Raw genomic sequence first — 5,298 nt, 5'->3', positions numbered from 1 at the left:
CTGCTACGACGAGCGCCGCAAGGCGCGATTTGCCCGAATTCGAACGCATGGCGTCCTCCGTGTCTTGAGGGAAAGCCTCCTCGAATCAGAAATTAACGGTTTCTTAACCTTTGTTAAGAGGCCGGCGCGTTTGGCGGCGATGTCTCGGTAAACATGGTTAATATCCGTTAATATCCGACTGGATGGAAAACCCGGTGGCCATCATTCGGCCATGCTTGGCCGCACCATCGCGGCGGCGTCCGCCTTGGCGTCGGGACGATCGTGATCTGGACAAAGCATCGTGGCCGCTTGCCGCGCGGGAGGACAGCATATGGCGCTACGCCGGCCGATTTGGGTGTCCGTTTTCCCGTTGCTCGGTGTCGTCGCTGCCTGTGTGCCGCAAGACAGCGCGCCGAAGGCAGCCAATACCGTCGTCGTCTCACCTGCGCCGGCCCAGCAGTCCGTCGCAGCCGCGGTGCCTCCGGCAGCTGCACCCAAGATCATCACCGACCTTACCGCGCCGCGACCAGGCATAGGCACGGCCACCTATAGATGCGGCAACAACGGTATGATTTTCATCCAAAATCTAGGCACGTCGTTGCGTGTGGTCGGGTCCGACGGCGCGACCGAGGAGTTTGCGGCGTCGCCTGCCAACCAGAGCAGCCGCTACCAGGCGGCCACGCATGACGCAATCGTGATCGACGGGCGCGAGGCGCTGGTGATGAAGAAGGGATCGACGCCGCAGACCTGCAAACGCTGACGCCAGTCTCACCACCGCTGGGCCCTGGAGCCAGATATGTTGCACTGCAGCGATATCGAGCCGGCTTCAGGCCTTCCCAGCCTAATCGATTGAAGCCAAAGCCCGCCTTTTAGTCAGACTAAATTACGTTTTCGAAACGGTTTTCTGGCTTTGACGCGGTGCAAAAAGAGCATTAGAAACCGGCTGTCCGAAGTCGCAACCGGAAGCGGCAATGCCGCATTTCCACCTGAGGCTCCAGAGAGACGCCGAACTGGGGGAGCCATGAGCAAATCACCAGCCACCCGCGAATTTGCCAGACGTGAACGGCCGATTTCGCCGCACCTCACCGTGTACCGGCCGCCGATCACCATGACGATGTCGATCATTCACCGCATCACCGGCGGCGCGCTGTATTTCGGCACGCTGCTGGTCGCCCTGTGGCTGATGGCGGCGGCAAGCTCGCAGGCGACCTTCGATTGGGCCAATTCGGCCTTCGGCACCTGGCTCGGCCGGATCATCCTGTTCGGCTACACCTGGGCGCTGATGCATCATATGCTGGGCGGCGTACGGCACCTCATCTGGGACACGGGCGCGGGCCTGGAAAAGCATACCGCCTCGAAGATCGCCTGGGCGACGCTGGCCGGCTCGATCCTGCTCACGCTGCTGATCTGGATCGCCGGCACCATGGCGCGGGGAGCTTGATGATGAGCGGCAAAAACACCGACATGCGCACGCCGCTGGCGAGGGTCCGCGGCCTCGGCTCCGCCCGCGAGGGCACCGGGCATTTCTGGCGCCAGCGCCTGACCGCGATCGCCAACATCCCGCTGATCCTGTTCTTCGTCGGTTTCCTGATCGCGCTCAACGGCGCCGACCACGAGCATGTGCGGGCAGCCCTTGCCAACCCGTTCGTGGCGCTGGTGATGGCCCTGGTGCTCATCTCCGGTCTCACCCATATGCGGATCGGCATGCAGGTGATCATTGAGGATTACGTGCATGGCGAAGGCATGAAGCTGGCGCTGATCGCGCTCAATACATTTTTCACCATAGCGGTCGGCGTCGCCTCGATCTTCGCCCTGCTCAAGCTGGCATTCGGAGGCTGAGTTGGCCAAGGACGCGAAACAAGCCAACACGGCAGGCTATACCCTTGTCGACCACAAGTTCGACGTGGTGGTCGTTGGCGCCGGCGGCGCCGGCCTGCGCGCCACGCTCGGCATGGCCGAACAGGGGCTGCGCACCGCCTGCATCAGCAAGGTGTTCCCGACCCGCTCGCACACGGTGGCGGCGCAAGGCGGCATTGCCGCCTCGCTGTCCAACATGGGTCCCGATTCCTGGCAATGGCACATGTACGACACCGTCAAGGGCTCGGACTGGCTGGGCGATGTCGACGCCATGGAATATCTGGTGCGCGAGGCGCCGGCCGCGGTCTACGAGCTCGAACATTACGGCGTGCCGTTTTCGCGCACCGAAGAGGGCAAGATCTACCAGCGGCCGTTCGGCGGCCACATGATGAACTATGGCGAAGGTCCCCCCGTGCAGCGCACCTGTGCCGCCGCCGACCGCACCGGGCATGCCATCCTGCATACGCTTTACGGCCAGTCGCTGAAGAACAATGCGCAGTTCTTCATCGAGTATTTCGCGCTCGACCTGATCATGGAGCCGGACGGCACCTGCACCGGTGTCGTCGCCTGGAACCTGGATGACGGCACCATCCACCGCTTCTCGGCCAAGATGGTGGTGCTGGCGACCGGCGGCTATGGCCGCGCCTATTTCTCGGCCACCTCGGCGCACACCTGCACCGGCGACGGCGGCGGCATGGCCGCGCGTGCCGGCTTTCCGCTGCAGGACATGGAGTTCGTGCAATTCCACCCGACCGGCATCTATGGCGCCGGCTGCCTGATCACCGAGGGTGCGCGCGGCGAGGGCGGCTATCTCGTCAATTCCGAGGGCGAGCGCTTCATGGAGCGCTACGCGCCGTCAGCCAAGGACCTTGCCTCGCGCGACGTCGTCTCGCGCTGCATGACGCTGGAGATCCGCGAAGGCCGCGGCGTCGGCAAGAACAAGGACCACATCTTCCTGCATCTCGACCATCTCGATCCCGCCGTCCTGCATGAGCGGCTGCCGGGCATTTCGGAATCGGCCAAGATCTTTGCCGGTGTCGACCTGACCAAGGAGCCGATCCCGGTGCTGCCCACGGTCCACTACAATATGGGCGGCGTGCCGACCAATTACTGGGGCGAGGTGCTCAATCCGACGGCGCTCAATCCAGACCAGGTGTCGCCCGGATTGATGGCTGTCGGCGAAGCCGGCTGCGCCTCCGTGCACGGCGCCAACAGGCTCGGTTCGAATTCGTTGATCGATCTTGTGGTGTTCGGCCGCGCGGCGGCGATCCGCGCCGGCCAGGTCATCGACCGCAAGTCGGCGATCCCTTCGCCCAACGAAGCCTCGGTCGAAAAGATCATGGACCGCTTCGACCGGCTGCGTTACGCCAACGGCTCGACACCGACGGCGGTGCTGCGTGAAAAGATGCAGAAGGCGATGCAGGAAGACGCGGCCGTATTCCGCACGCAGGAGTCGCTCGAAAATGGCTGTAAGCGCATTTCGCAGATCTGGGGCGAGTTGAAGGACATCAAAGTGTCCGACCGCTCGATGATCTGGAACTCCGATCTGGTCGAAACGCTGGAGCTGGAAAACCTGATGGCCAATGCCATCACCACGGTCTACAGCGCCGAGGCGCGCAAGGAGAGCCGTGGCGCGCACGCACGCGAGGACTTTTCGGCGCGCGACGACGCGGTCTGGCGCAAGCATACGCTGGCCAGGCTGAGCGAAGACGGCGAGGTGGCACTCTCCTACCGGCCGGTGCACACCGAGCCGCAGCTGGCTGAAAAGGACGGCGGCATCAGCCTCGCCAAGATCGCGCCCAAGGCCAGAGTGTATTGAGGATCGAACATGGTTGAACTCACGCTCCCCAAGAATTCGCAGATCAAGCCGGGCAAGACCTGGCCGAAGCCGGAGGGCGCCACCAATCTGCGGGAATACCGCATCTATCGCTGGTCGCCGGACGACGACGAGAACCCGCGCATCGATACCTATTTCGTCGACATGGACGACTGCGGGCCGATGGTGCTCGACGCGCTGCTGTGGATCAAGAACAAGATCGACCCGACGCTGACCTTGCGGCGTTCCTGCCGCGAAGGCATTTGCGGCTCCTGCGCCATGAACATCGACGGTTCCAACACGCTCGCCTGCACCAAGGGCTGCGACGACATTTCGGGCGCGGTAAAAGTCTACCCGCTGCCGCATATGCAGGTGGTCAAGGATCTGGTGCCCGACCTCACCAATTTCTACGCCCAGCACGCGTCGATCCAGCCTTGGCTGAAGACGGTGTCGCCGGAGCCGGCCAAGGAGTGGCTGCAGAGCCATGAGGACCGCGAGAAGCTCGACGGGCTCTATGAATGCATATTGTGCGCCTGCTGCTCGACCTCGTGCCCGAGCTATTGGTGGAACGGCGACCGCTATCTCGGCCCGGCAACGCTTCTGCAGGCCTATCGCTGGCTGATCGATAGCCGCGACGAGGCCACCGGCGAGCGGCTCGACAATCTCGAAGACCCGTTCCGGCTCTATCGCTGCCACACCATCATGAACTGCGCGCAGACCTGCCCCAAAGGCCTCAACCCGGCCAAGGCGATCGCGGAGATCAAGAAGATGATGGTGGAGAGAAGGGTTTAGGCGGTTGGTTGGTTGCCGGCGAGAGTAATCCAATGAGCGATGACCTTCCCATCCTTTCCCCTGTGGAAGCTCGCATTCTCGGCTGCCTGATCGAGAAGAAGGAGCTGACGCCGGATGTCTATCCGCTGACGCTCAACGCGGCACTGGCCGCCGCCAACCAGAAGACGGCGCGCGAGCCGGTGATGGCGCTGGAGCAGAGCGAGGTGCACCGGGGGCTGAAGCTGCTCGAACAAAAGGGGCTGGTGCGGCAGATGTTCGGTTCGCGTGTCGAGCGCTACGAGCACCAGATGGCGCAGCGCTTCTCGCTGACCACACCGCAGACCGCCTTGATCGGCTTGCTGTTGCTGCGCGGGCCGCAGACGGCCCATGAATTGTCGGCGCGCACCGAGCGCATGGCACGGTTTTCGTCGATCGAAGATTTGCGCGCCGAGCTCGACATGCTGATCGGCCGCCGACCGCCACTCATCCAGGAAATCCCACGCGGACCGGGCCAGCGCGAGGAGCGTTACGTCCATCTGCTGAGCGGGATTCCGCAGATCGCCCCCATCGCCATGCAGGCTGCGTCGGCTGCTTCATCTGCCTCCGGCCTCGAGGAGCGCGTCAGCGCCCTCGAGGAGGAGATTGCAATGTTACGCGCCCGCATCGACGCGCTGACCGGCGAGCGCTAGGTTCACCTCCTCGAGTAAACGCCGCTCGCTTCGCCGTCGGGGTCGATCAGCCGCAACTGGTTGCCGTCCAGTTGCCAACGCAAGGAGACCGGCTTCAGGTCACCGGGCTTGAATTTCCAGAGGCCCGTAAGGTCGGGCCGGCAACCATTGACGGATTTGTAGGTTCCTGCCGTCGGCGTGAAAACC

At 63.4% G+C, this 5,298-nt stretch carries 7 protein-coding genes; 6 read left to right on the top strand and 1 reads right to left on the bottom strand.

From position 1 onward, the window contains the following. Positions 1 to 310: 310 nt before the first annotated feature. The 6 genes from ENZ75_RS19670 to ENZ75_RS19645 all read left to right on the top strand — a co-directional run bounded on the left by ENZ75_RS19670 (position 311) and on the right by ENZ75_RS19645 (position 5,112). Complete coding sequence (locus tag ENZ75_RS19670) at positions 311 to 739, top strand: hypothetical protein (RefSeq protein WP_063169530.1); 429 nt, start codon at positions 311 to 313, stop codon at positions 737 to 739. A 261-nt stretch (positions 740 to 1,000) separates the two neighbouring features. Next, positions 1,001 to 1,420, top strand: coding sequence for a succinate dehydrogenase, cytochrome b556 subunit (gene sdhC / locus ENZ75_RS19665; protein ID WP_063169529.1), 420 nt, complete (start codon positions 1,001 to 1,003; stop codon positions 1,418 to 1,420). Between the two features lie 2 nt (positions 1,421 to 1,422). Further along, on the top strand, positions 1,423 to 1,818 hold the full coding sequence (sdhD, locus tag ENZ75_RS19660) for a succinate dehydrogenase, hydrophobic membrane anchor protein (RefSeq protein ID WP_013528875.1): 396 nt from the start codon (positions 1,423 to 1,425) through the stop codon (positions 1,816 to 1,818). 1 nt (position 1,819) lies between these two features. Next, on the top strand, positions 1,820 to 3,655 hold the full coding sequence (sdhA, locus tag ENZ75_RS19655; protein WP_063169528.1) for a succinate dehydrogenase flavoprotein subunit: 1,836 nt from the start codon (positions 1,820 to 1,822) through the stop codon (positions 3,653 to 3,655). A gap of 9 nt (positions 3,656 to 3,664) precedes the next feature. Further along, positions 3,665 to 4,444 carry a succinate dehydrogenase iron-sulfur subunit gene (locus tag ENZ75_RS19650; protein WP_013528877.1) on the top strand — a complete coding sequence of 260 codons (780 nt, stop codon included), beginning with the start codon at positions 3,665 to 3,667 and terminating at the stop codon, positions 4,442 to 4,444. Between the two features lie 32 nt (positions 4,445 to 4,476). After that, positions 4,477 to 5,112, top strand: coding sequence for a DUF480 domain-containing protein (locus tag ENZ75_RS19645; protein WP_027163303.1), 636 nt, complete (start codon positions 4,477 to 4,479; stop codon positions 5,110 to 5,112). Between the two features lie 2 nt (positions 5,113 to 5,114). Here the strand turns inward: ENZ75_RS19645 and ENZ75_RS34620 are convergent. Then, positions 5,115 to 5,298: hypothetical protein (locus tag ENZ75_RS34620; protein WP_206617066.1), on the bottom strand; the 184-nt coding region annotated here is incomplete at its 5' end.

This window comes from Mesorhizobium sp. M7A.F.Ca.CA.002.04.1.1 (genome assembly GCF_004022805.1).
In the GTDB taxonomy this organism is placed as follows: domain Bacteria; phylum Pseudomonadota; class Alphaproteobacteria; order Rhizobiales; family Rhizobiaceae; genus Mesorhizobium; species Mesorhizobium ciceri.
Note: the sequence above shows the minus strand (reverse complement) of the source record. Positions and strands in the feature narration are given on the sequence as shown.